Here is a 238-nt window from a genome sequence, read left to right as displayed (position 1 = left end):
GCAGACCATCTGTAGAACCGTCGTCCGACTGGCACTCGCTCAGCGTCAAGGAGAGATCGAACCGGGCTGCGGGGTCCTCCGCCGGCGGAATCTGTTCGACCGCCAGCCCTTCCAGTTCCCACTGCGCCTCCGGCACGTTCTGGAGCGCCAGCATCACCTGGAACAGCGGATTACGGGCGGCGGAGCGGGCCGGGTTCAGCTCGTCGACGAGCCTCTCGAACGGCACGTCCTGGTTCGC

General features: G+C 66.8%; 1 protein-coding gene. It reads right to left on the bottom strand.

Annotation, left to right across the window (positions count from 1 at the left end; genetic code table 11):
- On the bottom strand, positions 1-238 hold a 238-nt coding region (locus LQ326_RS47650), incomplete at both ends, for a condensation domain-containing protein (protein WP_234545445.1).

Source organism: Streptomyces shenzhenensis (assembly GCF_021462265.1).
GTDB lineage: Bacteria > Actinomycetota > Actinomycetes > Streptomycetales > Streptomycetaceae > Streptomyces > Streptomyces shenzhenensis.
The sequence above is the reverse complement of the archived record's forward strand: the minus strand, read 5'-3'. Positions and strand labels throughout refer to the sequence as shown.